At 29.7% G+C, this 23,483-nt stretch carries 23 protein-coding genes; 12 read left to right on the top strand and 11 right to left on the bottom strand.

Annotation, left to right across the window (positions count from 1 at the left end; all coding sequences use genetic code 11):
* The first annotated feature begins 2 nt into the window (after positions 1–2).
* A complete protein-coding gene (locus HA143_RS01105; protein ID WP_209082835.1) occupies positions 3–1,172 on the top strand; it encodes a quinone-dependent dihydroorotate dehydrogenase in 1,170 nt (389 codons plus the stop codon).
* 23 nt (positions 1,173–1,195) lie between these two features.
* Positions 1,196–2,320, top strand: a complete 1,125-nt coding sequence (locus HA143_RS01100) for a pyridoxal phosphate-dependent aminotransferase (RefSeq protein WP_245210827.1) — start codon at positions 1,196–1,198, stop codon at positions 2,318–2,320.
* Here the strand turns inward: HA143_RS01100 and murG are convergent.
* Positions 2,299–3,390 carry an undecaprenyldiphospho-muramoylpentapeptide beta-N-acetylglucosaminyltransferase gene (gene murG, locus HA143_RS01095; RefSeq protein ID WP_209082834.1) on the bottom strand — a complete coding sequence of 364 codons (1,092 nt, stop codon included), beginning with the start codon at positions 3,388–3,390 and terminating at the stop codon, positions 2,299–2,301. The two genes, HA143_RS01100 and murG, sit on opposite strands and share 22 nt — an antisense overlap.
* Before the next feature lie 41 nt (positions 3,391–3,431).
* Here murG and HA143_RS01090 point away from each other — a divergent pair, with 41 nt between their 5' ends.
* The gene (locus tag HA143_RS01090) at positions 3,432–4,157 is read left to right on the top strand and encodes a hypothetical protein (RefSeq protein WP_209082833.1); all 726 of its coding nucleotides are present in this window, start codon (positions 3,432–3,434) and stop codon (positions 4,155–4,157) included.
* A gap of 1 nt (position 4,158) precedes the next feature.
* Here the strand turns inward: HA143_RS01090 and HA143_RS01085 are convergent, their stop codons facing one another.
* Complete coding sequence (locus HA143_RS01085; protein WP_209082832.1) at positions 4,159–5,367, bottom strand: phosphoglycerate kinase; 1,209 nt, start codon at positions 5,365–5,367, stop codon at positions 4,159–4,161.
* Positions 5,368–5,579: 212 nt separating this feature from the next.
* Here HA143_RS01085 and ylqF point away from each other — a divergent pair, with 212 nt between their 5' ends.
* Positions 5,580–6,452, top strand: a complete 873-nt coding sequence (gene ylqF / locus HA143_RS01080) for a ribosome biogenesis GTPase YlqF (RefSeq protein WP_209082831.1) — start codon at positions 5,580–5,582, stop codon at positions 6,450–6,452.
* On the top strand, positions 6,443–7,402 hold the full coding sequence (locus HA143_RS01075; protein ID WP_209082830.1) for an RluA family pseudouridine synthase: 960 nt from the start codon (positions 6,443–6,445) through the stop codon (positions 7,400–7,402). Before ylqF ends, HA143_RS01075 begins: the two co-directional genes overlap by 10 nt.
* Here HA143_RS01075 and HA143_RS01070 read toward each other — a convergent pair.
* A complete protein-coding gene (locus HA143_RS01070) occupies positions 7,395–8,996 on the bottom strand; it encodes an ABC transporter ATP-binding protein (RefSeq protein ID WP_209082829.1) in 1,602 nt (533 codons plus the stop codon). The two genes, HA143_RS01075 and HA143_RS01070, sit on opposite strands and share 8 nt — an antisense overlap.
* Positions 8,997–9,051: 55 nt before the next feature.
* On the opposite strand from HA143_RS01070, the gene HA143_RS01065 reads away from it, so the two are divergent.
* Entirely contained in the window at positions 9,052–11,361 is a 2,310-nt protein-coding gene (locus HA143_RS01065) for a RelA/SpoT family protein (RefSeq protein WP_209082828.1), read from the top strand.
* A 19-nt stretch (positions 11,362–11,380) separates the two neighbouring features.
* Here the strand turns inward: HA143_RS01065 and HA143_RS01060 are convergent, their stop codons facing one another.
* Positions 11,381–11,824: a DUF2062 domain-containing protein gene (locus tag HA143_RS01060; RefSeq protein WP_209082827.1), complete on the bottom strand. Its 444-nt coding sequence runs from the start codon at positions 11,822–11,824 to the stop codon at positions 11,381–11,383.
* Positions 11,825–11,890: 66 nt separating this feature from the next.
* Here HA143_RS01060 and mnmE point away from each other — a divergent pair, with 66 nt between their 5' ends.
* The 4 genes from mnmE (at position 11,891) to HA143_RS01040 (ending at position 17,173) form a co-directional block, all read left to right on the top strand.
* Positions 11,891–13,273, top strand: a complete 1,383-nt coding sequence (gene mnmE, locus HA143_RS01055; RefSeq protein ID WP_209082826.1) for a tRNA uridine-5-carboxymethylaminomethyl(34) synthesis GTPase MnmE — start codon at positions 11,891–11,893, stop codon at positions 13,271–13,273.
* A gap of 82 nt (positions 13,274–13,355) precedes the next feature.
* Positions 13,356–14,222: a carboxylating nicotinate-nucleotide diphosphorylase gene (gene nadC / locus HA143_RS01050; protein ID WP_209082825.1), complete on the top strand. Its 867-nt coding sequence runs from the start codon at positions 13,356–13,358 to the stop codon at positions 14,220–14,222.
* A 27-nt stretch (positions 14,223–14,249) separates the two neighbouring features.
* Positions 14,250–16,064, top strand: coding sequence for an arginine--tRNA ligase (gene argS, locus HA143_RS01045; RefSeq protein WP_209082824.1), 1,815 nt, complete (start codon positions 14,250–14,252; stop codon positions 16,062–16,064).
* Positions 16,064–17,173 carry a pyridoxal phosphate-dependent aminotransferase gene (locus HA143_RS01040; RefSeq protein WP_209082823.1) on the top strand — a complete coding sequence of 370 codons (1,110 nt, stop codon included), beginning with the start codon at positions 16,064–16,066 and terminating at the stop codon, positions 17,171–17,173. Before argS ends, HA143_RS01040 begins: the two co-directional genes overlap by 1 nt.
* Here the strand turns inward: HA143_RS01040 and HA143_RS01035 are convergent.
* The 6 genes from HA143_RS01035 to prfB all read right to left on the bottom strand — a co-directional run bounded on the left by HA143_RS01035 (position 17,170) and on the right by prfB (position 20,798).
* The gene (locus HA143_RS01035) at positions 17,170–17,895 is read right to left on the bottom strand and encodes an MBL fold metallo-hydrolase (RefSeq protein ID WP_209082822.1); all 726 of its coding nucleotides are present in this window, start codon (positions 17,893–17,895) and stop codon (positions 17,170–17,172) included. The genes HA143_RS01040 and HA143_RS01035 overlap by 4 nt on opposite strands.
* A 23-nt stretch (positions 17,896–17,918) precedes the next feature.
* Positions 17,919–18,515 carry an anthranilate synthase component II gene (locus tag HA143_RS01030; RefSeq protein WP_209082821.1) on the bottom strand — a complete coding sequence of 199 codons (597 nt, stop codon included), beginning with the start codon at positions 18,513–18,515 and terminating at the stop codon, positions 17,919–17,921.
* Positions 18,516–18,517: 2 nt separating this feature from the next.
* Positions 18,518–18,937, bottom strand: a complete 420-nt coding sequence (locus HA143_RS01025) for a diacylglycerol kinase family protein (RefSeq protein ID WP_209082820.1) — start codon at positions 18,935–18,937, stop codon at positions 18,518–18,520.
* Positions 18,938–18,943: 6 nt separating this feature from the next.
* Complete coding sequence (ybeY, locus tag HA143_RS01020) at positions 18,944–19,483, bottom strand: rRNA maturation RNase YbeY (RefSeq protein ID WP_209082819.1); 540 nt, start codon at positions 19,481–19,483, stop codon at positions 18,944–18,946.
* Positions 19,484–19,489: 6 nt separating this feature from the next.
* Positions 19,490–19,672, bottom strand: coding sequence for a DUF3285 domain-containing protein (locus tag HA143_RS01015; RefSeq protein WP_209082818.1), 183 nt, complete (start codon positions 19,670–19,672; stop codon positions 19,490–19,492).
* A gap of 3 nt (positions 19,673–19,675) precedes the next feature.
* Positions 19,676–20,798 (bottom strand): peptide chain release factor 2 gene (prfB, locus tag HA143_RS01010; RefSeq protein WP_209082817.1). Its coding sequence is split into 2 segments (ribosomal slippage): positions 19,676–20,722 and positions 20,724–20,798, totalling 1,122 coding nucleotides; the frame shifts between segments, so codons are not numbered across the junction.
* Positions 20,799–20,873: 75 nt separating this feature from the next.
* On the opposite strand from prfB, the gene grxC reads away from it, so the two are divergent.
* Positions 20,874–21,128: a glutaredoxin 3 gene (gene grxC, locus HA143_RS01005; RefSeq protein WP_209082816.1), complete on the top strand. Its 255-nt coding sequence runs from the start codon at positions 20,874–20,876 to the stop codon at positions 21,126–21,128.
* 5 nt (positions 21,129–21,133) lie between these two features.
* On the top strand, positions 21,134–22,057 hold the full coding sequence (gene gshB, locus HA143_RS01000; protein ID WP_209082815.1) for a glutathione synthase: 924 nt from the start codon (positions 21,134–21,136) through the stop codon (positions 22,055–22,057).
* On the opposite strand, the gene HA143_RS00995 is transcribed toward gshB, so the two are convergent.
* Positions 22,050–23,462 carry a chorismate-binding protein gene (locus tag HA143_RS00995; protein WP_209082814.1) on the bottom strand — a complete coding sequence of 471 codons (1,413 nt, stop codon included), beginning with the start codon at positions 23,460–23,462 and terminating at the stop codon, positions 22,050–22,052. The genes gshB and HA143_RS00995 overlap by 8 nt on opposite strands.
* Positions 23,463–23,483 lie beyond the last annotated feature (21 nt).

Below are 23,483 nucleotides of genomic sequence, written 5' to 3'. Positions count from 1 at the left end.
TTATGAATGAACAGAAGGGAGTATTTAACAATCTTTATAAAAACTTGATAACCCCTATACTAAAAAAAGACAATGGAATAGATGCAGAATATTTAACTAATTTATCTCTTAGCCTTCTATCATTCAGTTCAAGGAAATATAATTGGCCTGTAGTTTCATCAATCCTAAAAAATATTAATAAAGAATTTTCTATTGTTGATAAAAGGTTAATTCAGAACATATGTGGAATAAATTTTAGTAATCCAATTGGTTTAGCTGCGGGTTTTGACAAAAATGGAAATGCTGCAAATATATGGAAAGATTTTGGATTTGGTTTTGCTGAACTTGGTACAGTAACTAAATTTGCTCAAAATGGCAATCCCAAACCAAGGTTATTTAGATTAGCAGAAGAAGAGGCAGCATTAAATAGGATGGGTTTCAATAACAATGGTGCTGAAAATCTAGTTAAAAGCTTTCTTGAACAAGGTATTGAGTTAAAAAAAAACAGGAAGAATATTTGTTTGGGAATAAATTTCGGCAAATCTAAAATTACTGGTTTATCTCAAGCAAAAGATGATTATTTAACATCTTTAAAATTATTAATTCCATATTGTGATTACGCAGCTATAAACGTAAGTTCTCCAAATACTGAAGGACTAAGAAAGTTGCAAGATCCAATTCTTCTAAAAGAACTTCTTAAAGAAATTAAAAACTTACCTAATTGTCCACCAGTATTTGTAAAAATTGCGCCAGATTTAAGCCTCAAAGATATTGATGATATTTGTCAATTAATAATTGAGGAAAACATCGATGGAATAATTGCTACTAACACCAGCATTGATAGATTAGGTCTTGAAAATAGAAAGATCAGGCAAACAGGATTATTACTTTCTGAAGAAAATGGGGGATTAAGTGGAAAGCCTCTACAAAAAAAAGCAAATCAAATAATAAAACATATTCATAACATTGATAAAAAAATTATTTTAATTGGCGTTGGTGGAATCGATAGTCCTGAGTCTGCTTGGGAAAGAATTTGTTCTGGAGCATCATTAATTCAACTTTATACAGGATGGATATATAAGGGTCCACAATTAGTCCCTGATATACTTGATGGAATTATAAAGCAACTCAATAACCATCAATTATCTAATATCAAAGAGGCCATTGGATCAGACTTAAAATGGATTGAATAAAAATAGAAAATGAATAATGAATAATGCATAAATCGGAACCTAATTACTACTCAACAGAAGCGATGCAAATATCAAACTTAAAACATGGAGGCAATGTATATGCAAATGCAAAAAAATTAAATTTATTACCGTCTGAAATCATTGATGCAAGTGCCTCATTAGTACCCTTTGCCCCCCCTCAAATACTAATAGATTCATTAAATGCGGAAATTAAGAATCTTGGATTTAGATATTATCCGGAAAGAAACTTGGTTGATTTGAAAAGAATAATCGGCAAATTCCATGGGATAAATCCAGACAATATATTACCTGGAAATGGAGCTTCTGAGCTAATAACATGGGCAGGTTATGAAGCATCCAAATTTGGAAAAAGTTGTATTCCTTCTCCAAGCTTTGTTGATTATGAAAGATCTTTAAATTGTTGGAATAGCAATTTCATACATTGCGAATTACCAAAACACTGGGATAATATTTTTCCTCAATCATTTCCAATTCATCCTAAAGGTGATGTTATTTGGATAACAAATCCACATAACCCCACCGGCCAATTGTGGGGTAAGAATTCATTAGAGGAAATAATAAAAAAATATAAATTAGTTATCTGTGATGAGGCTTTCTTATCAATAACACCTCATGGAGATAAAGAATCTTTAATACCATTAACCCAAAAATATGATAATTTATTAGTCTTGAGAAGCTTAACCAAAATATTTAATATTCCAGGTCTTAGATTAGGTTACGTTATTGGCTCATCGAAAAAACTTAATCAATGGAAAATCAATAGAGATCCTTGGCCTTTAAATTCCTTTGCTATTAAAGCCGGAATTGATCTACTAAGTAATAAGAAATTTTATGAACAATGGACAAGAAAGATTCACTGCTGGATAAATATTGAGAGAGAGAGAGTATGTGAAAAATTATCAAAGATAGAAAACCTTAAAGTTCATAACTCTTCAACCAACTTTTTTTTAATAGAAAGTAAAACATCCTTATCGCCAAATATAAAATACTTAGCAGATAAGGGAATATTGCTTAGAGAATGTAATTCATTTAGATTTCTTGACGAAAAGTGGGCAAGAATAAGTTTGCAGAATAGGAAAAATAACACTCTTTTATGTAAAGAGATTCAGAATTCCTTTAAAAAATAATTAATAAATTTTTTAATCTCATTTTTAGATTTAATTTTATTATTATTTTCCATGTTCTTCTTCATAAGATTTAATATTTCATAGTGATTTTTTCCCTTTTTTGATTTTATTTTAAAAATTCTTTCTAGAGTTTCTTCAAAAAATTCCTTAGAAATTTTATTCTGATTGATTAAAACTGAGCCTCCACTTTCAGCAAGAATCATTGCATTTTTCTCTTGGTGATTATTTTTAGAATATGGATATGGAATTAAAATTGAAGGTTTTTCAGCCTCTATTAATTCATTGATTGTTCCTGCACCAGATCTCGATATTACAAGATCACAGTTTTGAATTAAAGCTGCCATTTCATTAGTAAATTTCTTTTGAATATAATTTTTGGAATTTTTTACATGAAAAGGTTGTTGATTTGATTCGCCAATAATATGAACTATCCGAAACTGTTTTTTCATTAAAAATTCTAGAGATTCATAAATAATTTGATTTATAGCTTTTGCACCTTGACTACCTCCCATAACAATCAGAAGAGGTCCTTTCCCTTTTGGAACCCATTCTGGCAAAAAATTAAATTGATAGAATTGCTCTCTTAAAGGAGTTCCAGTGAAAATAGTTTTACAATTTTTTAAATAAGAATTTGTTTTCTTAAATCCTAAAAAAACATAGTTACATAAAAAACCAAAATATTTCGTGACCATTCCTGGAATTAAATTTGATTCATGAATAATGATAGGTATCCCGAGAAGTTTTGAAGCAATAATAGTAGGTGCTGATATATAACCTCCAGTCGTAAAAACTAAGTTGATTTTTTTTTCTTTTAAGATCCTAATTATTTGGAAAGTTGACAATAAAATTTCTATATATTGGTAAAACAAAAAAATATTTTTTTTTGGTGTCTTTATATTCAAACTCCTCAAATTATATTTTTTGGGAATAAAATTTGCATCAAGTCTTTGATGAACACCCAACCAATGAATATTCCATTCATCCTCCAACTCTTTAGAAACTGCTAACGCTGGGAAAATATGCCCGCCTGTTCCACTCGCTGCAACTAATAAATTATTTTTTTTAGACATAAAAACTTAAATTAGTAGAATAAAAATAACCAATGATTAATATGTTTAATTTAAACTTATTTAAAAATATAGGATTTCTTCTCTACTTATTTGTTTATCTTATTATTCCCTATTCAGCAATAACGCAAACTTTAAAAGTTGATTTTACTAGAAATCTAGAAAACTCTTTAAATAATAGTGATTTAGAGTTCATTAGAAAAAATTTTAGAAATGAAGAAAGCCAAAATATACAAAAACAATTTTCAAAGATTATTAATGATTTCCCGAACAGCAAATGGAAGATAACAAGATTAAAATCTAATATTCCAAATGAAGCTATTTTGCGAATAAAAGTTTCTGGAGAAAAAATAGTTAATGGAAAAATACATATACTCCAATCCAATTTTGATTATTTATTTTCAATCGTAAATGGGAAAATAGATGAAGGGATTATCAAAAATTTATTCACAACTATAAGAAATGATGATAAAAAGATAGATATTAGTTTTAAAATTCCTGATAGAGTTCTTACTGGTTCAAAATATGATATCGATATAATTCTAAATAAACCTCTTGAAGAAGTTATTATTGCCGGAGCTATAAAACCTCATCAAGTTAATTCATTTTTCGAACAAGAAATATTATTGGAGCCATTGGCATCTGGGGGGATTTTTAAAATGACAAGAGCCCCTTCAAAACCCGGTATACAAATTTGGTCAGGAATCATAGCTCACCCTGAGGGAATGATTACTTTCACAAAGAGTATTAATATTGTTGATGAGTTATAACCTAGGCTTCGTTTAAAGCTGCTACACCAGGTAAGGTTTTACCTTCTAAAAGTTCCAAACTAGCGCCACCACCAGTAGATATATGAGACATTTTCTCAGCTAATCCTGCTTTCTCAACTGCTGCAACTGAATCTCCACCACCAATTATTGTACAAACTTCAGAAAAAGCACTTAAGTCAGCAAGGGTCGTAGCTATTGCATTTGTACCTTCTGCAAATTTATCAAATTCAAAAACTCCCATTGGTCCATTCCAAATAATCGTCTTACATTCTGCAAGAGCATTCTGAAAAACTTTAATGGAATCTGGACCAATATCGAGACCCATCCAATCCCCACTAATTGAATCAATTTGAGAAATTTTGCTTTCGGCGTCAGGAGAAAATTCATTAGCTAAAACAACATCAGTGGGTAACAATAATTCAACTCCTTTTGCTTTTGCTTTTGCTTCTAAATCTTTAGCAAGCTCAAGTTTATCTTCTTCTACAAGGCTTTTCCCGACATCTAGACCTCTAGCTTTATAAAAAGTAAAAATCATACCTCCACCAATCATGATTTTGTCACACTTATCTAGTAAAGAATCAAGCACTCCTATTTTGCTACTAACCTTTGATCCTCCAACTATTGCTGCCAATGGGCGCTTTGGAGAATCTATTGCTCCTTGTAAGTATTTCAATTCTTTTTCTAAAAGGAATCCAGCTACTGAGGGACTTAAATAATTAGTAACACCCTGAGTTGAAGCATGAGCTCTGTGAGCAGCACCAAAAGCATCATTGACATACATATCTGCATGTGATGCTAAATTTTTAGCAAAATCCAAGTCGTTCTTTTCCTCTTCTCCAAAGAAACGAACATTTTCAAGTAAAAGAACATCTCCATTATCTAAACTATTTGATTCTGCAACTGCTTCATCACCTATACAACTATTAGTAAGAGCGACATTTTTTCCTAACAATTCAGTTAATCTTGCTGCTACTGGAGTTAATCTCATTTTTTCATTTACCTGACCCTTTGGTCTTCCAAAATGGGCAGCTAAAATAACTTTCGCAGAATTATTAATTAGATATTCAATTGTTGGGATCGCTGCTCTAATGCGTGTATCGTCAGTTATCTGGCCACCTTCATTTAATGGAACATTAAAATCTACTCTTACAAGAACTTTTTTACCTTCTAAATGTGTCTTATCAAGACTGGAAAGAGATAATTTTGACATTAAACAACCTATTTTTAATCTTAAGACCCTAACGTTTATTTGGACTTATTGGGTTAAAAAGTAGTAACTGTTACCTATGCCTTAATAAATTTTAAAAATTAACTATGATAAAAATTTTTTAGTTATTAAATTTATACTAAAATTTAAAAGTAAATACTTTTGAAACTAATAAAAATTAAAAGGAATACAAAAATTTTATTTATTTTATTGAAGTGGACATACCCAAAATTCAATGGTATCCAGGCCATATCGCAAAAGCAGAAAAAAAATTATCTGAAGTCATCAATAAAGTAGATTTAGTTATAGAAGTTAGAGATGCACGAATCCCAATATCAACAGGTCACCCACATTTAAATAAATGGATCAACAATAAAAAACATATTCTTGTTATTAATAGATCAGACATGATCACTCCTGACACAATAACTAGTTGGAATAAATGGTTTAATGAAAAAGATCAATATCCGCATTGGTGTGATGCTAAAAGAGGTATAGGTATTAAAGAAATTTGTAAATCTGCAAAAGAATCTAGATCATCAATTGATGCTAGAAGGATTGCTAGAGGTATGAGAATAAGGCCAATAAGAGCCCTTACACTTGGTTTCCCAAACGTAGGTAAATCAGCGTTAATTAATAGAATTGCAAAAAAAAGAGTTGTCGATAGTGCTAGGAAAGCTGGAGTGACACGTAATTTAAGATGGATAAAATTAGATAGTGGTATTGATCTACTAGATGCTCCTGGTGTTATACCTCCTAATTTAGAAAATCAAAAATCAGCACTTAATCTTGCACTATGTGACGATATTGGAGAGGCTGCCTATGAAATAGAGAGTGTCGCAATTGGATTTATCAAAATTATGTCCACTCTCAACAAAGATAAAAATGCGAACATCTCAGTAAAACAAATATCAAATAGATATGGGGTTGATATTACAAAAGGCTTTGAGAGTCCTTCTGATTGGATCGATGAAGCAGCCTCAAAACATACCTCAGGCGATAAAAGAAGAATGTCTCATAAATTATTGGAAGATTATAGAAATCAAATGCTTGGTAAAATTGCTTTAGAAGTCCCACCATGGAATTAGATAATCAAAATTCTTTCGGCATTGGAGAGGGTGAACTTATTGAAATTATTTATGAGCTACCTCTTCCGATGAGACTAGATAGATGGTTGGTAAGTAAAAGGCCAGAACAAAGTAGAGCAAGAATTCAACATTTTATCAATTCAGGATTAGTACTTGTAAACTATAAGACTGCGAAAGCAAAGACCCCATTAAAAATTGGCGACAATGTTCAAATCTGGATGCCTCCTCCAGAACCTCTTGTATATTTGAAACCTGAAAAAATGGATTTAGAAATCCTTTTTGAAGACGAGCACATCATAGTAATCAATAAACAATCAGGACTTATTGTTCATCCAGCCCCAGGACACAAATCAGGAACTCTAGTCAATGGATTACTTTTTCACTGTAATGATCTTCCTGGAATTAATGGGAAACTAAGACCTGGTATTGTTCACAGATTAGATAAAGATACCTCCGGATGTATGGTGGTAGCAAAAAGCCAAGAAGCACTGGTAAATCTCCAGAAACAAATAAAAGAAAAAATAGCTTCACGCGAATATATTGCAGTAATACATGGAGCACCTAATTCTGAAGAAGGCCAAATAGTGGGGCACATTGGAAGAGATAAATTCAATAGATTGAAATATAAAGTAGTTGAAGAAGCTTCAGGAAGATACGCCTGCACTTATTGGAAATTAAAAGAAAGATTAGGTAATTACTCATTAATGAATTTCAAATTAGATACTGGTCGAACGCATCAAATAAGAGTTCATTGCGCTCACATTAATCATCCTATTGTGGGTGATCCTTTATATGGAAGATGCAAAAAACTTCCATGTAAATTAAAGGGCCAAGCATTACATGCTTTTAAGCTTGGCCTTATACATCCAATCAATGGTAAAGAAATGATATTTGAAGCAGGATTACCATTAGATTTTAAAAAATTACTAAACGTGCTTAAAGCTAAATAATAAGATTTAAAGAAGAATTTAGAAGAGATTTTGTATAGGTGTTTTTAGTTTTAATGAATATTGTAGAACTTTCTCCTTCATCAACTATCTTTCCGTGATTCATGACTAGCAACCTATTACAAAATCTTTTAGCAATACCTAAATCATGTGTAATAAAGATAATGGTTAAATCCATTTTTTCTTGCAAGACTCTAAGTAATGCAAGAATTTCTATTTTTACTGAAGCATCTAACATATTAACGCTCTCATCACAAATCAAAATTTTTGGTTTCAACAATAGCGCTCTGGCTAATGAAATTCTTTGCAATTGACCACCAGATAATTGGCTAGGATAAGAATTTAAAAATTCACTATTAAAAGGAAGACTTAAATGTCTAAACATGAATTTTATTTCTTTTTCAATTTTTCTTTTATCTGAGATTTTTTGAATAAAAAATATATCTTCCAAAATATTTTTAATTGTCATTTTCGGATTCAAACTTGAAAAAGGATCTTGAAAAATAATTTGCATATTATTGTGCTTTTTAAAAGATTTATTTTTTTTCGATGCGTGATTTTTATCATAAATTTTTATTTCACCACCTCTTACTTTCAGAAGTCCAATTAAAGCCCTACATAATGTACTTTTACCGCTGCCTGAAGAACCAACTATTCCAAGAGTCTCATTCTTATATAATTTAAAACTAACTTCATTTAAAGCCTTATTCCATTTATTTATAAAAATCGAAGAATTTAATTTATACCAATGTCTTAAGTTATTTACTTCTAGAACGACCTCATCTAGAACATTATTTTTAATATTTGATTCTAATACTATTTTTGAGGCATTTACTAACTTTATCCCAATATCTGATTTTGGTGATTGAAAAATATCTAATATATTTCCTTTTTCAACAATCGATCCTTTTTCAATTATTGCAACTTTTTTACACCACTTTGCTGCAAGATTAATATCGTGACTAATTAAAATTAAAGTAGTATCGAATTCATTACATAACTGAATTATTTCTTTCATGATTTCAAAACTTGTTCTGGTATCTAAGCTTGTTGTAGGTTCATCAGCTATTAGTAATTTAGGTTTTAAAGCAAGAGCCATTGCTATAGAAACTCTCTGTCTCATTCCACCGCTAAATTGATGCGGGAAAGAATCAAGTCTGCTTTCTTCAATTCCTACTTTTTGAAAAACTTCTTTTACTAATTTTTTAATAATTAAAGATGATTTAGTTTGATCATGAGTTTTAAACAATTCATATAAGTGATCCCCAACTCTCATAAGTGGATTAAGTTTTTTTATAGAATCTTGATATATAAATCCAAAATTTTTTCTTCTAAATAATTGTGCTTCTTTGTTATTTATTTTCCTGGGATCTACACTAGAAATCGATATATACCCTTTAGAAGTGGCCTTATCAGGCAATATATTTACTAATGTTTTTGCAAAAGTAGTCTTTCCACATCCAGAGGATCCTATTATGGCCAAATGATCTCCTTTATCTATTTCAAGATTAAAATTTTTGATGATAGGTTGCTGTTTTAAACCATATTTAACAGTAAGATTTTTAACTACAAGAATTTTTTCTTTATTTATTTCCATGATTTTATAGCAAATTTTTCTAGACCTAAATAAAATACATCTAAAGCAATATAAAATGTCTGAGGCAGCTGCAAATTCAAAAGAAAAAAACGAAATTGAAGTTTCCAAAACTATTTTGCCTGAAAATAAAAAATATGAAAGGGAATCTTTGAATTATCAAATAAAAATACCCGATTGGCTTCTTAACGATATTAATAATTTTGAACAATCAAATAAAGAAAATGATGATAATCAAAACCTTATAGTAAAGGCTTTTAAACTTGCTTATAAAGCTCATGATGGACAATTCCGCGCTAGTGGCGAGCCATACATTATCCACCCAGTTGCCGTAGCAAATCTCCTCAAAGAAATAGGTGCTAGTTCATCTGTTATTGCTGCAGGACTTTTACATGATGTTGTTGAAGATACTGGCGTTGATTTATCCGAAATAGAAACAAATTTTGGATTAGAAGTAAAAATACTTGTGGAGGGTGTAACAAAATTAGGAGGTATTCACTTTAATAACAGGACTGAAGCACAAGCTGAAAATCTTAGAAAAATGTTTATGGCTATGGCTAGCGATATCAGAGTTGTTTTAGTAAAACTGGCAGATAGACTTCATAACATGAGAACAATTGAATGGTTAAATGATGAGAGAAAAAAAAGAATAGCAAGAGAAACAAGAGAGATTTATGCACCTTTAGCTAATCGATTAGGAATAAATAGATTTAAATGGGAATTAGAAGATTTAGCGTTTAAATTTCTGGAACCTAAAGAATATCAAGATCTAAAAGATCAAATCGCTGTCAAAAGGAGTGATAGAGAAAAAAGATTAAAAGTAACCCTGAATCTTATGAAAGAAAACTTAGTCTCAGCGGGTTTAAACAACTTTGAAATAACTGGGAGACCAAAACATCTTTATGGCATCTGGAGTAAAATGGAAAGACAGCAAAAACAGTTTAATGAAATTTATGATGTTGCTGCTCTAAGAATTATCGTTGATAATTCAGATAGTTGTTATAGAGCTTTAGCGGTTGTACATGATACTTTTAAACCAATTCCAGGCAGATTTAAAGACTATATAGGATTGCCAAAACCAAATGGATATCAGTCCTTACATACTTCTGTGATTGGAAGACATCGACCTATTGAAGTTCAAATTAGAACTACTTCCATGCATCAAATTGCGGAATATGGAATTGCTGCGCATTGGCAATATAAAGAGGGTGGTTCTCCTGCTAAAAGCAATGCTGAAAGATTTAATTGGCTAAGACAACTAGTCGAATGGCAACAAGAAGGTAATGAAGGTGATCATAATGATTATTTAGCATCAATTAAAGAAGATTTATTTGATGAAGAAGTATTTGTAATCACTCCTAAAGGAGATGTTGTTGGTTTAAGAAAAGGATCTACAGCAATAGATTTCGCCTACAGAATTCATTCTGAAGTTGGAAATCACTGTAATGGAATAAGAATTAATGAAAAGCTTTCTCCATTATCTACATCACTACAAAATGGGGACTTCATAGAAATCTTGACAAATAATAATGCCACGCCAAGTTTGGATTGGCTGAACTTTGTAGTTACGCCAACTGCTAAAAATAGAATTCGTCAGTGGTATAAGAAAAGCCACCGGGATGAAACAATTAAAAGAGGTAGAGAATTACTCGAAAAAGAAGTAGGTAAAAATGGTTTTGAAACATTGCTTGCTGGTGATGCCATGAAAAAAGTTGCTAATCGATGTAATTTAAAAAATACGGAAGATCTTTTGGCATCTCTTGGTTTTGGGGGTTTAACTTTACATCAAGTATTAAACAGACTAAGAGAAGAAATAAAATTACAGACAGAAGATATAAAAAATAATTCTGATTCTGAAATAGCAAAATCTCTTAAAAGTATTAGTAATTTTTCCACCAATCAACCTCATCTAAAGACTAAATCACCAATTTCTGGGATAGAAGGTCTTGATTACAGAATAGGTAAATGCTGTACGCCACTTCCAGGTGAAGATATAGTTGGAACCGTATCGCTTGGTAACCATGGGATAACCATTCATAGGTCAGATTGTGAAAATGTCATGCCAATTCCAATAGAGAGAAGATTACCTGTTGGATGGAATCAAGATAATAAAACTCGTGCTAATATATTTCCAATTCAGCTGCGAATAGAAGTTATTGATAGGGTTGGAGTTCTTAAAGATATTCTTATGAGGTTATCTGATAAAGGTATAAACGTTAGCGATGCCAATGTTAAAACTGCTTATGGTAAACCAGCTATTATCAATCTCTGCGTAGGTCTAGAAAGTTATAATCAACTTCAAAAAACAATTGACCAAATTAAATCAATGGCAGATGTTTTAGATATTGCCAGAATTGGACAAAGTTAATTTTACAAATCAGATCAAGCTATCTTGTAATTTTTATCTTGTAGATCAAAAAAACAATACTGCCACAAATCAAAGCTAATAAAAAACCAACAAAAGATGAACCTATTAGTAGCTTTAGTGAAAAAATTGTACCTTGTTTCCATAAGTCATCAATAACAAAACTTTTTTCAATTATTTTATTAGAAGAGGTATTTAAAAAAATAGAACCAACTTTATAGTTGAAATAATAAAGTGGAATGTAAGTAAAGGGGTTGCTGATCCAAGTACCAATTGCAGCTAGAACAATATTTCCCTTAGCTAGTTTCGCAAAAAATACCCCTATTAAAGTCTGAAACCCAAAGAAAGGAAAGCAACCACTAAATACACCTATAGCTAAACCTTTAGCATTAAAGAAAGGACTCCCATTCTGATGCCTAAATAATGATAGAATTTTTTTAAAGCTAATATCTCTTTTAGATCTCATTCAGAAAGAAAAATTAAAAATTAAATTATTGATAATCTTACTTAATTATCTATAACAAAGCGAGAGATGGATTTGATACTTACTACAGAAGATACGATAGCAGCAATTGCTACAGCTATAAGTATAGGGAAAGGTGGAGTTGCGATAATAAGAGTATCAGGGAAAGACTCAATAAATTCTTGCAAAAAGATTGTTCAAACTAAATCTAAATATGCATGGGAATCACATAGAGTTTTTCATGGTTTTATTAAGGAAAATAAAAACAATAAATTTATAGACGAGGTTTTAATTTTAGTAATGAAATCACCAAATAGCTTCACAGGAGAGGATGTTGTTGAAATACATTGCCATGGAGGAATTATCTTAGTAAATAAAGTTCTAAAGATATTATTATCTAGTAATTCTAAAATTAGACTTGCAAATCCAGGAGAATTTAGTCAACGAGCTTTTCTCAATGGAAAAATAGACCTTACTCAAGCCGAGTCAATTAATCAATTAATTAACGCAAGTAATATCAGATCAGCGGAGTTAGCTTTTGGGGGGGCTCAAGGAGAAATAAAGAAAAAAATTGATGATATTAAAAATGACCTTATAAATGAACTTTGCGAGATAGAAGCAAGAGTTGATTTTGAAGAAGACTTCACAGAGTTTAATTACAACAAATATCGAAAAAACATTAAAAAAGTAAAAGAAAAAATAGAATTATTAATAGAAAATGCAAAAAGAAATTCATATATTCACAATGGAATATCCATTGCGCTTATAGGCAAAACCAATGTGGGTAAGAGCTCTTTAATAAATTTGCTTGCAAAAAAAGAGACAGCAATCGTAACTAATATTCCTGGAACAACTAGAGATGTTATTGAAGTGAATTTAAATATTAATGACATTCCAATGAAAATAATTGATACTGCTGGCATAAGAGAAACTCAGGAACAAATTGAAAGTATTGGAATAAAAAAAAGCTTTGAAAAAATAAAAGAGTCAGATTTTATAATTTATATTTATAGTCTTGAAGAAGGATTTCATGAAGAAGACAAAAAAATAATAAAAGAAATCCCCAAAGAAAAATTAATTACTATTTTGGGTAATAAAAAAGATTTAATTGATTCTAAAAATATTAAGTCAAATCAGTTAAAAAACTCAATTCTTATGAGCATTAAGAATAATGATGGTGAAAGATTATTAATCGATACGATCATAAAAAAATGCGGATTAAAACAAGTAGAAAATATCAATATATTTTTAAACGAAAGACATCTAACGAATTTGTCTGCTTGTCTATCTAATTTAAATGATACTGATGAAATAATAAAAAATAAATTGCCATTTGATTTGTTATCAATAGAACTGAGAGATGGAATTCAAAACTTATCTAAAATAACTGGTCAAGAATTAACAGAGGAACTTCTAGAAAATATTTTTTCTAAGTTTTGTATTGGTAAATAAATTTGAGTTAAATTACATAGTGATATATAGTTAATTCTCTAACTTCATTTGAATTTTTATTAATTAATTATTTTTTAGTTTAGTGGATTTAAATACTCCAATAATAAGTAAGTTCATTGATAATTGGATCGATGAAGATATAGGAAGAGGAGATCTAACAAGTCCTTCTATTACAGAAGAGAATGGTAATGCATATTGGATTGCGAAAGAAGATGGTATATTTTGTGGTGTTGAAATTATAAAAGAAATTTTTAAAAAAATTGATTCAAATATCAGTTCAAAATTTAATATCTCTGATGGGGATAAATTTTTTAAAGATCAAAAACTCCTGGAAATATATGGACCTTCAAAAAGTTTGCTCGCTAGTGAAAGGGTAAGCCTAAATTTAGCAATGCATTTATCTGGAATATCAACATATACAAAGAATCTTGTAAATAAGTTAGAAGGCACAAATATAAAATTAGCAGATACTAGAAAAACGACTCCTGGCTTAAGAATATTTGAAAAATATGCATTCAAATGCGGAGGTGGAGTGAATCATAGAATGGGATTATACGATGCCGCTATGATAAAAGAAAATCACATTGCATGGACAGATAATCTGAAGAATGCAGTAAAAAAAATTCGACTAAATTCCCCTTTTACAACTCATATCATAATTGAAGCTGAGAATATCGAACAGGCAAAAGAAGCAATATTAGCAGGAGCAGATAGTGTCTTATTAGATGAACTTAGCCCAGAAATAATCAAAACAAACGTTCAAGAATTAAGAGATTTATCAATGTATAGCTTAAAAAAAGAAGTCAATAAAAATTTGATAATAGAAGTTTCTGGAATTAACCCTAAAGAAATTAGTAAATATCTAATAAAAGGTATTGATTTGATTTCAACAAGTTCTTCAATTACCAAAAGTAATTGGATTGATTTAAGTATGCGTTATATTAATTAACTATATAGATAAATAATTGAATAATTAATGCTAATCATTTTTAAAGAATTAACACAACACTTTGAACAATCTCTTTTAGATAGTCTTGAAAAAAATGATAAAAAAGGAGAATTCGAAAATCTTAGAAAAAATTTAATTACAAAATCAACAAAAGAAGAGTTTGGTGATTATCAATGCAATGTTTGTTTAAGTTTATCTAAAATATATAAAAAGAAACCAAGAGAGATTTCTAATGATTTTGTTAATCTTTTAGATAAAAATAAAGGCATATCAAAATTATGCAAGAGTCTAGACATAGCAGGGCCTGGATTTATAAATATAAAATTAAAAGATGAAGTTCTGATAAATGAAATCAAATCAAATATTCAATGCAAAAGGGCTGGCATACCACTAATTAAAAAAGATTTAGATAGTGGTTTGTCTAATAAGGTTATTGTAGATTTTTCTAGTCCTAATATTGCTAAAGAAATGCACGTGGGGCATTTAAGATCAACAATAATAGGTGACTCAATATCCAGAATTTTCGAGTTAAGAGGTTATGAAGTCTTAAGACTCAATCATGTTGGTGATTGGGGAACACAATTTGGAATGCTTATTACTCAGCTCAAAGATTTATATTCAAATGATCTAGAAGAAATAGGTAGGATCAAGATAAGTGATTTAGTTGAATTTTATAAAGCATCAAAAAAAAGATTTGATAATGAATATGAATTCCAAAAAAGATCTAGGGAGGAAGTAGTAAAGTTACAAAGTGGAGATAATAAATCTATTCAAGCCTGGAAATTGTTATGTGATCAATCGAGAAAGGAATTTGATGAAATCTATAAAAATTTAAAAATAAAAATAATAGAAAGAGGTGAATCTTTTTATAATCCATTCTTAAAGTCAGTTATTGAGGATTTGAATTTAAAAAAAATACTCGTAGAAAATCAAGGAGCAAAATGTGTATTTTTAGATGGGATGACTAATAAAGAAGGCAAACCTTTACCGCTAATTATTCAAAAACAAGATGGCGGTTTTAATTATGCCACTACAGATCTTGCTGCTATAAGATACAGATTCAATCAAGCTCCTAATGGGGATGATGCTTCAAGAATTATTTATGTAACTGATCATGGACAAGCAAATCATTTTGCTGGAGTTTTTCAAGTTGCAAAAAAAGCAAAATGGATCCCGGAGAAGTGTCAAGTAGACCACGTCCCTTTTGGGTTAGTTCAAGGAATTGATGGCAAAAAACTAAAGACAAGAGAAGGTGAGACAATACGTCTAAAAGATTTATTAAAAGAAGCGGTTAGAAGAGCAAAAGAAGATTTATTGAAAAGATTAGAAGATGAAGATCGTTACGAGACCAAAGAATTTATTGAAAATACTTCAAGAATTATTGGATTAGGAGCTGTTAAGTATGCAGATTTAAGTCAAAATAGGATTACTAATTATCAATTTAGTTTTGATAAAATGCTTTCCCTTAATGGAAATACTGCTCCATATTTGTTATATACATTTGTAAGAATTTCAGGAATTAAAAGAAAAAGTGATTTTGTTTATGACTCTAAAGATTTTCAATACATAAATTATGAACATAAATCTGAGTGGAAACTTATAAGAAAATTACTTAGGTTCGATGAAGTGATAATCTCTATTGAAAAAGACTTAATGCCAAATAGACTATGCAGTTATCTGTTCGAGCTATGTCAGACTTTTAATAGATTCTATGATCAAGTTCCAATACTCAAAGAAGAAAAATATATAAAAATTTCTAGACTTAATTTATGTGACCTAACTGCAAAAACACTAAAATTAAGTTTAGATCTTCTAGGAATTGAAACTTTAGAAAGAATGTAATGAATGATTTTGATCCATCAAATAATCTTTTCCCAAAACCAAGAGAAGAAATAATAAATATGCAGTCTTATTCTGCACCTTTAGAAAATAGAAGAAATTTACTCCGCTTAGACTTTAATGAAAATACTTTAGGTCCAAGTCCTAAGGTTTTAGAGGCATTACAAGCGATAAAATTAGATGAGATTTCAATTTATCCAGAATATAATTTTTTAAAAAAATTTTTATGTGATCACTATCTAGATTCAAGAAAATTTGATAATGATGAAATCGGAATTTTCAATGGAGCAGATGCAGCAATAAATGCAATTTTCAATTGCTTTGGAGTAAAAGATCAAATATTTCTAACAACAAATCCAACTTTTGGTTACTATTCTCCTTGTGCAGAAATGCGAGGAATGAAGAAAATAAGTTGTTCTTACGTTGGAGAAAATTTTCTATTCCCCATCGAAGAATTTAGGAAAAAAATAATAAAGCATAATCCAAAGTTAATATTTATTTGCAATCCAAATAATCCAACAGGTACGGTTTTAAGCTCTGAAGAAATAATTAACTTAGCTAATATCAACTCCGATTCATTAATAATTGTTGATGAACTATATGAAAAATTTAGTGGAGATAGTCTTCTTAAATCGATAGATTTTGAAAAGAATAAAAATATACTAATAATCCAATCTCTTTCAAAAACTGCAGGCTTAGCTGGTTTAAGAATAGGTTTTACTTTTGGCAATAAAAATTTAATTCAGTACATAAATAAAGTTACAGGACCATATGATGTAAATAGCTTTGCTATTAAAGCAGCATTAGCAGCACTTAAAGACAAATCATATATTGATAATTATGTTTTAGAAGTAAAAAAAGCGAGGGAATGGATTTTAAATAAATTTAAATCAACAAAAATCAGAACCCACTTTAGTGGAGGTAATTATTTCTTAATTTGGCCAAAAAAAGATCCTAAAATTTTAATACAACATATGAGAAAAAAAGGCATTCTTATTAGAAGTATGGAAAACAAACAGGATATTGGAAAGTCAATAAGGGTTAGTATTGGAACTAAAGAACAAATGATTTCTTTCTGGGAAAATTACAAGGTTTTAGATTTAATAAATTAATTACCGAAAATATAAATTGTATTTTGATCTATTCTTTTAGGTTTTATTTGAAAATCTTTTCCAACATATTTTACTTTAAAATCTTTCATATTTTCGATAAATAAATCAGCATTTGAGAAATCACATTCTTTATTAATTTTTTTACCGCTTGCAAAGTGAACAGGAATAACTACATTAGGTTTTAAGATTTTAATTATTCTTGAGGCTTCTTCTCCATCGTAAGATTTTATTCCACCTCCAATTGAAATAAATAAGATATCTGGGCGAGACAAAATAATTTGACTATTAATATCAATATCACCAGCAGCCCCTCCCATATGAACAATCTTAAGATCATTCTGCTCCCAACTCCAAACAGTTGCCATACCAAATCTACGTCCATCTAATCTGTCATGTGGTACAGAAATTCCATGTAATAAAATATCCTCAACTTGATAGATTCCTGGCTCAACAAACATTAATTGATCATTAGGGTTATATCCTTCATCTTGGAGCCTAGAACTAGCCAAAATAAAATCAACGTTGACTTCTTTTGGCTCCTTTAAATGACTTGCACAACCTATTGATTTAAAGGGATTGATAAGAATTGATTTTTCTGGACTATTAATTAAAAAACTACTATGTCCCAAACTTTTTATTACTAAATTCCTTGCAAATAATGAGGTAGGTAAAAAAGAGCTAAATAATATAAAAAAGAAAATGTTTTTAATTTGAGAAATCATAATATTAATTATTTTTTTTTATTTTACTTTTGTTCAGCCATTTTTAGAAAATTACTAATTAATTTATGACCAAATTGTGTCAATACACTTTCAGGATGGAACTGTACCCCATGCAAATTTTTATATTCTTTGTGAGAGATAGCCATAATAGTTGAGTCTTCTAAAGTCGCAGTTATCTCGAAACAAGATGGTAAAGAACTTGAATCAACTATAAGACTATGATATCTAGTCGCAACAAATGGAGTCTCGATATCTTTAAACAATCCTTTTTGATTATGAAATATTTTGGATGTCTTACCATGCATAAGTTCTTTACCAACTACAACCTTACCTCCAAAAGCTTGGGCCAAAGCTTGATGTCCCAAACAAACTCCTAATATCGGAATATTTTTAGATAATTTTTTTAGTATTGGAATACAAATTCCAGATTGATCTGGATTACCAGGACCTGGAGATAATAGAATACCACTAGGATTTAATTTGATAATTTCTTCTAAAGTAATTTCATCATTTCTTTTAACTATTAATTCTTTAGTTATTTCATGCTCAACAGAAAGTTCTCCTAAATATTGAACAAGGTTATAAGTAAAACTATCGTAATTATCAATAACAAGAAACATATTTATATGGAATTAAATAACAAATTTAATTTAGGAACAAAGATATATAGAGCAATAATAACAGAATTAATTGAAGCTAATAATACTGCTCCTGCAGAAGTATCTTTTGAAATTTTAGCAAAACTGCTAAATTCTTTTTTAACTACTAAATCAACTATTGATTCAATAGATGTGTTTAATATTTCTAATATTAAAACAGACATAATTGTGGCAACCAAAATTACATAATTACTTAGACAAATTTGCAATAAAAAACCAATAAATAAACTTGTAAATGCAAAGATTAATTGAATTTTAAAATTTCTTGAAGTTTTTAATACGTAACTAATTCCACTGAAAGCATACTTAAAACTTATTAATACATTACTGGAGGTTTTGTATGATTCTCTTCTATTTTCTAAGGAGTTTATTTTTTTTTTCATAGATTTTTAATCTAATCGAGTAATTAAATATTCCTGAAAATTTAACATATTTTCTAAATCAAGATCATTCTTATGTTCCCATCCCAAAAGATGTAAAAATCCATGACTAGCCAACCAGAGCATCTCTTTATAGATTGAATGTTTATATTCATAAGATTGCTCAAGTGCTATCTCTAATGATATAAATATATCTCCCAACTCTATATGATCTAAATTATTTAGAGATTCATCAGAAATGATTGGGAAAGATAGAACATCAGTTGGACCATTTTTTTGCATCCACTTCTGGTTCATAAAAGAAATTTCTTTATTAGATATTATCTGTAAGCCTAATGAAAAAGATTTTTTTTCAAAAATGAAATTTGGCAATTTATAATCGTCTTTTTTTAATATTGTTTTTATCCAAGATAAAAAAACTTTCTCCCAAAAAATAGATTCAAAAATAAGCTTATTTTTAGTATCTTTAAACTTATTTAAAAATTGGGAAAATTCATTACATTTAAAAACCAAATCTAAATTTATTTCAGAAATAATTTTTTCTGTCATACATCTTTACACAGGAATATTGGGCTTACCTATTGTGGCCACAAGTATCAATATCCCAATTAAGACTAGAAAAGTTATTGTAAAATGAGATATACTTTTTGAACCCTTCCTTACCATATTTCTCATAGCAAGCTTTATAAAGCTTGGAGGAGCAACTTTTTTTTCTAAATTTTCGTTTTTATTTTTCATTAGTTATTCAATAAATTCGTTAGAAGAAATATTCATGCGTAATAATTCATGAATAAATGGTTCAAGGCGACCATCTAAAACACTATCTAAGTCATTAGTCTCCTGCAAAGTCCTAAGATCTTTTACCATTTGATAGGGATGGAAAACATAATTTCTTATTTGATTGCCCCATGCAGCTTCCACAATATCGCCTTTAATATCAGCGACTTCTGCAGCCCTTTGTTCTTTAGCAATCACTAGTAGTTTAGACTTAAGAAGTAACATAGCTTTTTCTTTATTTTGTAATTGAGATCTTTCTTGGGTGCATCTTACCGAAATCCCTGAAGGCAAATGAACAATTCTTACCGCTGTTTCTACTTTATTAACATTTTGTCCTCCAGCCCCACCGGATCTACTTGTTGTAATTTCCAAATCTTTTTCAGGTATATCAAGTGAAATATTGTCATCTAATTTTGGCATAACCTCTACCCCAGCAAAGCTGGTTTGTCTTTTGCCATTAGCATTAAAAGGAGAAATTCTTACTAATCTATGCGTTCCTTTTTCATGTTTTAAATAGCCGTATGCATATTTTCCATCAATTTCAAAAGTTACACTTTTAATACCTGCTTCTTCTCCTTGAGATAATTCATTGATGATAAGACTCATTTGATTATTATCAGCCCATCTTGAATACATTCTCAATAAGATCTCTACCCAATCCTGTGCATCTGTTCCACCCGCACCTGCGTTAATAGAAACTACTGCTCCTTCCTTATCATATTCACCACATAACAATCTTTCAAATTCCCATTTATCTAAATTATCTCTTAATTTCTTTAAGCCTTGCTGGGATTCCAGAATCATCTCCTCTTCTGGTTCTAAAGAATAAAGCTCAAGAGAGGCATTAGCATCGGAAATAAAAATTTTCCATTTATCCAACAATTCTAGTTGAGCCTTGACATCATCAAGTATTAACATTTGTTTTTTCGCTTCTTCTTGATTCTCCCAAAATTCAGGCTGAGCAGAAATTTGTTCTAACTCTCTCCTTTTCGCTTTTAATCTTGGAACGTCAAAGACAATCCTGAGCATTACCCAGGCGCTCTGTTAGTTCCGAAAGATCTTTTTTGAAATCTGTAATATCTATCAAAATAGAATTTATTCGTTATTTATAATCTAACAAGCACTTTTGTTTAATAGTATAAACTAAGTATTATTTTAAAAAATGTCTAAAGTTGAAATTTATACTTGGCAATATTGTCCATTCTGTATTCGAGCAAAATCTCTACTCAAGAAAAAAAATATAAATTTTAAAGAATATAAGATTGATGGCGATGAAAATGCTAGAGCATTAATGACTGAAAGAGCTGATGGTAGAAGAACAGTACCACAAATATTTATAGATAATGAGGGTATCGGAGGGTGCGATGATCTCTACGAATTAGAAAATGAAGATAAATTAGACGCATTATTAAACTAGGTCTTATGAAATTTCTATTCGTATTAGATCCAATAAAAAATATAAATCCCTTAAAAGATTCATCTGCTGCTTTAATGCAAGCATCATCAAAAAAAAATATTGAAATCTGGAGTTGTACTCCTCAAGACCTTGAAGCTAGAGGTGATGAAGTATGGGCTTCTTCCGCAAAAGTTCAAGTAAATCCCTGGATTTCTTTCAAAGAGAATGATTGCATACCTCTCGCCGAATTTAATTGCATTTGGATGAGAAAAGATCCTCCTGTAAATGAGGCATATTTATATGCAACCCATCTCTTAGAAGTTGCCGAAAGAAAAGGAGTAAAAGTAATTAACAAACCTTCATCATTAAGGGCATGGAATGAAAAATTAGGTGCTTTGAGATACAGCCACTTAATGGCACCAACAATAGTTGCGAGTAAGGTAAAAGATCTTATTAATTTTGCAAATATAAATAATGAAGTAGTAATAAAACCTCTTGGAGGGAAAGGAGGTCAAGGTGTTATCAGAATAAATAAAAACTCCCCAGGTATTAAATCAATCATTGAATTAATAACTTCTCAAGAAGAATTACCCGTTATGATGCAAAAATTTATTCCTGAAGTCATAGAGGGTGATAAAAGAATAATTATCGTAAATGGTGAAGCAATTGGATCTATAAATAGGATTCCTCAAGGAGGCGATTTTAGGAGTAATTTAGCGATGGGAGGAAAGGCCGAACCAACATTATTAACAGAAAAAGAAAAAAGTATCTGCTCAGAATTATCTCAACACTTCAAAGATGAGGGTTTATTTTTTGTGGGTATTGATGTAATAAATGGAATGCTTAGCGAGATTAATGTAACCAGTCCAACTGGTTTAAGAGAAATAGAAAATTTATCCAATAAGAATGTTTCAGACGAAGTTATTGAAAAATTAGTGGAAATTATCTAGGATTTTTAACGAAAAATATTTGTTTTACTATAGATTCAAATTTTAATTTAATCTCATCTATTTCTTTCTCTAAAACGGAGCCTGAAACTATACCTGAACCGGCAGTAAATTCAATATTTTCTTCAATATACCTAGCTCCTCTTATTGCTAAAAGAAATGAAGCATTTCCTGATGCATCAACCCAACCCATTGGAGAAGCATAATTTCCTCTAGGAAAAGACTCAAGAGTGTTTATCCAACCCAATGCTGCATTTTTTGGGTATCCACAAACAGCCGGAGATGGATGTAAGTTTTTAAGCAATTCAAAAGGACATATATTTTCAACTTTAGAGAAAATGAGTGTCTGCAAATGAGAAATATCTCCAAATGAATTTACCTTGATATCACTTTTTTGAAAGTTTGTTATTTTTGAAACTTCTAAACATTTAATCAAATACTGTATTACATAATTATGTTCTTTTAAGTCTTTAGTACTTTTTAGGAGCTTCTTAAAATTTGAATTAGTAGAGATAGTACCAGCAAGAGCCTCCAAAGTTAAATTAGGTTTAGTAAAAGAAAATAATTTTTCTGGAGATGCTCCAAACAAAATATCCTTACTATTCCTTTTCCAAACGTATCTGCATGTATTTGGTTGATTCTTTTTTAATCTTTTTAAAATTTCTACTAAATCTAATTTATTTTTAAGTTTTATTTTAATCCTATTTGCTAAAACTATCTTTTCCAAGATACCTTTCTCTACTAATTGAATTCCTTTATTTACTACTTTTTTCAAATTTGTATTAGAAGTTTCTAAGGAGTGCAAGAAATCATCAATAATAGATAAATCAAAACTAGTTTTTAAGGCTGATAATTTTATTAATTCTGAGCCAGAATTAATAACTTGATTTCTAATTGTCCATATTTCTTCAATTAATGTTCTTAATGATGATTTACCTTCAACATGACCATTGATTCTTAACCAGCAATTCTTATCACTTTTAATAATTAAAATTTTTGGTAAGATAGCTTCCAAACTTGGGACATCTGAAGATAAATTCTTATTATTCAAATTTTCAGAAAAAGAAAATAAATAAATTATTTTTGAAAGTGCAGAATTATTTGATTCATTAGTTAAGTTAATTAAATTTTTAAAATTCTCAGAATTAAACTCTTTTGCTAATTCAAATCTTTTTGGACCATCCAAAGTAACATATTTACATTTCTCGAAAGCAATATATGAAATGCCATCAGATTCCTCCCAAAATGAAGAAAATGAATATTTATTTATAAACAATTCATATACTTGAAATAAATCAATACAAGGAATCTCCAGACAAATACTTACTAATCCAGAATTTTCCACTTTCTTATCGAAAGAGGAAAATACATCCTTTAAAAAATCTGTTAAGTTTAAATCATTTTTCATTACTTATTGAAAATAACTAAA

The organism is Prochlorococcus marinus CUG1415 (assembly GCF_017696015.1).
Classification (GTDB): Bacteria; Cyanobacteriota; Cyanobacteriia; order PCC-6307; family Cyanobiaceae; genus Prochlorococcus_A; species Prochlorococcus_A marinus_AE.
Note: the sequence above shows the minus strand (reverse complement) of the source record. Positions and strands in the feature narration are given on the sequence as shown.

Bases quoted from the DNA above. Each gene is read 5' to 3' on its own strand.
- HA143_RS01105 (WP_209082835.1), top strand. From the start codon at position 3: ATGAATGAACAGAAGGGAGTATTTAACAATCTTTATAAAAACTTGATA.
- HA143_RS01100 (WP_245210827.1), top strand. From the start codon at position 1,196: ATGCATAAATCGGAACCTAATTACTACTCAACAGAAGCGATGCAAATA.
- murG (WP_209082834.1), bottom strand. From the start codon at position 3,390: ATGTCTAAAAAAAATAATTTATTAGTTGCAGCGAGTGGAACAGGCGGG.
- HA143_RS01090 (WP_209082833.1), top strand. From the start codon at position 3,432: ATGTTTAATTTAAACTTATTTAAAAATATAGGATTTCTTCTCTACTTA.
- HA143_RS01085 (WP_209082832.1), bottom strand. From the start codon at position 5,367: ATGTCAAAATTATCTCTTTCCAGTCTTGATAAGACACATTTAGAAGGT.
- HA143_RS01075 (WP_209082830.1), top strand. From the start codon at position 6,443: ATGGAATTAGATAATCAAAATTCTTTCGGCATTGGAGAGGGTGAACTT.
- HA143_RS01070 (WP_209082829.1), bottom strand. From the start codon at position 8,996: ATGGAAATAAATAAAGAAAAAATTCTTGTAGTTAAAAATCTTACTGTT.
- HA143_RS01065 (WP_209082828.1), top strand. From the start codon at position 9,052: ATGTCTGAGGCAGCTGCAAATTCAAAAGAAAAAAACGAAATTGAAGTT.
- HA143_RS01060 (WP_209082827.1), bottom strand. From the start codon at position 11,824: ATGAGATCTAAAAGAGATATTAGCTTTAAAAAAATTCTATCATTATTT.
- mnmE (WP_209082826.1), top strand. From the start codon at position 11,891: ATGGATTTGATACTTACTACAGAAGATACGATAGCAGCAATTGCTACA.
- argS (WP_209082824.1), top strand. From the start codon at position 14,250: ATGCTAATCATTTTTAAAGAATTAACACAACACTTTGAACAATCTCTT.
- HA143_RS01040 (WP_209082823.1), top strand. From the start codon at position 16,064: ATGAATGATTTTGATCCATCAAATAATCTTTTCCCAAAACCAAGAGAA.
- HA143_RS01035 (WP_209082822.1), bottom strand. From the start codon at position 17,895: ATGATTTCTCAAATTAAAAACATTTTCTTTTTTATATTATTTAGCTCT.
- HA143_RS01030 (WP_209082821.1), bottom strand. From the start codon at position 18,515: ATGTTTCTTGTTATTGATAATTACGATAGTTTTACTTATAACCTTGTT.
- HA143_RS01025 (WP_209082820.1), bottom strand. From the start codon at position 18,937: ATGAAAAAAAAAATAAACTCCTTAGAAAATAGAAGAGAATCATACAAA.
- ybeY (WP_209082819.1), bottom strand. From the start codon at position 19,483: ATGACAGAAAAAATTATTTCTGAAATAAATTTAGATTTGGTTTTTAAA.
- HA143_RS01015 (WP_209082818.1), bottom strand. From the start codon at position 19,672: ATGAAAAATAAAAACGAAAATTTAGAAAAAAAAGTTGCTCCTCCAAGC.
- grxC (WP_209082816.1), top strand. From the start codon at position 20,874: ATGTCTAAAGTTGAAATTTATACTTGGCAATATTGTCCATTCTGTATT.
- gshB (WP_209082815.1), top strand. From the start codon at position 21,134: ATGAAATTTCTATTCGTATTAGATCCAATAAAAAATATAAATCCCTTA.
- HA143_RS00995 (WP_209082814.1), bottom strand. From the start codon at position 23,462: ATGAAAAATGATTTAAACTTAACAGATTTTTTAAAGGATGTATTTTCC.